The sequence below is a fragment of the Alteromonas gracilis genome, assembly GCF_002993325.1.
Taxonomy (GTDB): Bacteria; Pseudomonadota; Gammaproteobacteria; order Enterobacterales; family Alteromonadaceae; genus Alteromonas; species Alteromonas gracilis.
On sequence record NZ_PVNO01000020.1, the window covers coordinates 1 to 3,586 of the forward strand.

Below are 3,586 nucleotides of genomic sequence, written 5' to 3' on the forward strand. Positions count from 1 at the left end.
CAAAAGCCTAAAGCTTCTTGGGCGTTGTATGGTTAAGCCTCTCGGGCAATTAGTACAGGTTAGCTTAACGCCTTACAACGCTTCCACACCCTGCCTATCAACGTCATCGTCTATAACAACCCTTCCAGACCTTAAAGGTCAGGGATGACTCATCTTTGGGCCGGCTTCCCGCTTAGATGCTTTCAGCGGTTATCCGTTCCGAACATAGCTACCGGGCAATGCCATTGGCATGACAACCCGAACACCAGCGGTTCGTCCACTCCGGTCCTCTCGTACTAGGAGCAGCTCCCATCAATCATCCAACGCCCACACCAGATAGGGACCGAACTGTCTCACGACGTTCTAAACCCAGCTCGCGTACCACTTTAAATGGCGAACAGCCATACCCTTGGGACCGACTTCAGCCCCAGGATGTGATGAGCCGACATCGAGGTGCCAAACACCGCCGTCGATATGAACTCTTGGGCGGTATCAGCCTGTTATCCCCGGAGTACCTTTTATCCGTTGAGCGATGGCCCTTCCATACAGAACCACCGGATCACTATGACCTACTTTCGTACCTGCTCGACGTGTCTGTCTCGCAGTTAAGCTAGCTTATGCCATTGCACTAACCTCACGATGTCCGACCGTGATTAGCTAACCTTCGTGCTCCTCCGTTACTATTTGGGAGGAGACCGCCCCAGTCAAACTACCCACCAGACACTGTCCACAATCCCGATAAGGGACCAATGTTAGAACATCAAACATACAAGGGTGGTATTTCAAGGACGGCTCCACACAATCTAGCGACTGTGCTTCAAAGCCTCCCACCTATCCTACACATGTAGGTTCAATGTTCAGTGCCAAGCTGTAGTAAAGGTTCACGGGGTCTTTCCGTCTAGGTGCGGGTACACAGCATCTTCACTGCGATTTCAATTTCACTGAGTCTCGGGTGGAGACAGCGTGGCCATGGTTACACCATTCGTGCAGGTCGGAACTTACCCGACAAGGAATTTCGCTACCTTAGGACCGTTATAGTTACGGCCGCCGTTTACCGGGGCTTCGATCAAGAGCTTCGTCCGAAAACTAACCCCATCAATTAACCTTCCGGCACCGGGCAGGTGTCACACCCTATACGTCCTCTTACGAGTTTGCAGAGTGCTGTGTTTTTAATAAACAGTCCCAGCCACCTGGTCACTGCGGCCCCCATTTGCTTACCACGCGAAGTGTTCACAAACAGGGGCGTACCTTCTCCCGAAGTTACGGTACAATTTTGCCGAGTTCCTTCACCCGAGTTCTCTCAAGCGCCTTAGTATTCTCTACCTGACCACCTGTGTCGGTTTGGGGTACGGTTCATATAATCATAAGTTTAGAAGCTTTTCCTGGAAGCAGGGCATCAACAACTTCACTCCCTTGGGAGCTCGTCTCGCGTCTCAGCTTTAAGAATCCGGATTTACCTAAATTCTCGGCCTACTCGCTTTCACTTGGACAACCAACGCCAAGCTTGCCTAGCCTTCTCCGTCCCTCCATCACTGATTATATAAGTACGGAAATATTAATCCGTTTCCCATCGACTACGCATTTCTGCCTCGCCTTAGGGGCCGACTTACCCTGCCCTGATTAGCATGGGACAGGAAACCTTGGTCTTCCGGCGTGGGAGTTTTTCACTCCCATTATCGTTACTCATGTCAGCATTCGCACTTGTGATATGTCCAGCAAGCTTTACAACTCACCTTCATCCACTTACACAACGCTCCCCTACCCAGCAAGTAAACTTGCTGCCGCAGCTTCGGTATATTGCTTAGCCCCGTTACATCTTCCGCGCAGGCCGACTCGACTAGTGAGCTATTACGCTTTCTTTAAAGGGTGGCTGCTTCTAAGCCAACCTCCTAGCTGTCTGTGCCTTCCCACATCGTTTCCCACTTAGCAATATTTTGGGACCTTAGCTGGCGGTCTGGGTTGTTTCCCTCTCCACGACGGACGTTAGCACCCGCCGTGTGTCTCCCGGATAGTTCTCATTGGTATTCGGAGTTTGCAAAGGGTTGGTAAGTCGGGATGACCCCCTAGCCTTAACAGTGCTCTACCCCCAATGGAATTCGTCCGAGGCTCTACCTAAATAGATTTCGGGGAGAACCAGCTATCTCCCGGTTTGATTGGCCTTTCACCCCCAGCCACAGGTCATCCCCTAACTTTTCAACGTTAGTGGGTTCGGTCCTCCAGTTGATGTTACTCAACCTTCAACCTGCCCATGGCTAGATCACCGGGTTTCGGGTCTATACCTAGCAACTAAACGCGCAGTTAACACTCGCTTTCGCTACGGCTCCGTTATTCACTTAACCTCGCTACTAAATATAAGTCGCTGACCCATTATACAAAAGGTACGCAGTCACACCACGAAGGTGCTCCCACTGCTTGTACGTATACGGTTTCAGGTTCTATTTCACTCCCCTCACAGGGGTTCTTTTCGCCTTTCCCTCACGGTACTGGTTCACTATCGGTCAGTTAGGAGTATTTAGCCTTGGAGGATGGTCCCCCCATATTCAGTCAAGATAACACGTGTCCCGACCTACTCGATTTCACTGTAAAGATTGCGTCGTGTACAGGGCTATCACCTTGTATCGCTCCTCTTCCCAAAGGATTCCACTACATTCAATACAGCTTAAGGGCTGTTCCCCGTTCGCTCGCCGCTACTAGGGGAATCTCAATTGATTTCTTTTCCTAAGGGTACTTAGATGTTTCAGTTCCCCTCGTTCGCCTCGTTACGCTATGTATTCACGTAACGATACCTGTAAACAGGTGGGTTTCCCCATTCGGACATCTGTGGCTCAAATGCATTTTGTCGGCTCACCACAGCTTTTCGCAGACTTACACGTCCTTCATCGCCTCTAACTGCCAAGGCATCCACCGTATACGCTTCGTCACTTAACCATACAACCCCAAACAGCCTTTTGACTTCTGTCTAAGTTATGTCGCATGAATGACAAGCTAATCGGAAGAATTGCCTTGCTATCAATAAATTGATAACAAGCAATTCAGTCAAGTAGAGTAAAAAGTACGTCTTTCGACTTCTCAGTTACTCAATTTTGATTGATTACTATTAATATCAGCTTTCCAAATTGTTAAAGAACTATCGTGCAAAATCATGACGCTTTTTGTCATGACTTTTGCGCAAGGAGGACCTACATTACTCTTTCAAGTATCGTAAATGCTCCCTCAGGGTAAAAAACCCTAATCAATCTTTACTGAAACAGTAAATATTCATTAGGATTTCGGGTCCAACGTGACACGTTTCTACCTTTGTTACCGTCCTGCTAATAAGCAAGGAAATGGTAGGCTTGGGCAGACTTGAACTGCCGACCTCACCCTTATCAGGGGTGCGCTCTAACCAGCTGAGCTACAAGCCTTCAGTAAACTTCGCTTATCAAAGCTCAGTGTCAAGTAGATGGTGGAGCTAAGCAGGATCGAACTGCTGACCTCCTGAATGCAAATCAGGCGCTCTCCCAGCTGAGCTATAGCCCCATAAACTTGTGTCGTTCTTCATTTTTAAACAAGACTATCTGTGTAGGCACTGCATCAAGTGCGTCTATCGACGTAATGGTAAGGAGGT

2 tRNA genes and 1 rRNA gene are annotated in these 3,586 nt (G+C 48.9%); all 3 read right to left on the bottom strand.

Annotated features, from left to right (window positions below):
• Positions 1–28: 28 nt before the first annotated feature.
• The 3 genes from C6Y39_RS05320 to C6Y39_RS05330 all read right to left on the bottom strand — a co-directional run bounded on the left by C6Y39_RS05320 (position 29) and on the right by C6Y39_RS05330 (position 3,498).
• Positions 29–2,907 (bottom strand): 23S ribosomal RNA (locus tag C6Y39_RS05320).
• Between the two features lie 399 nt (positions 2,908–3,306).
• Positions 3,307–3,383, bottom strand: a tRNA-Ile gene (locus tag C6Y39_RS05325).
• 39 nt (positions 3,384–3,422) lie between these two features.
• A tRNA-Ala gene (locus C6Y39_RS05330) sits at positions 3,423–3,498 on the bottom strand.
• Between the last annotated feature and the right edge of the window lie 88 nt (positions 3,499–3,586).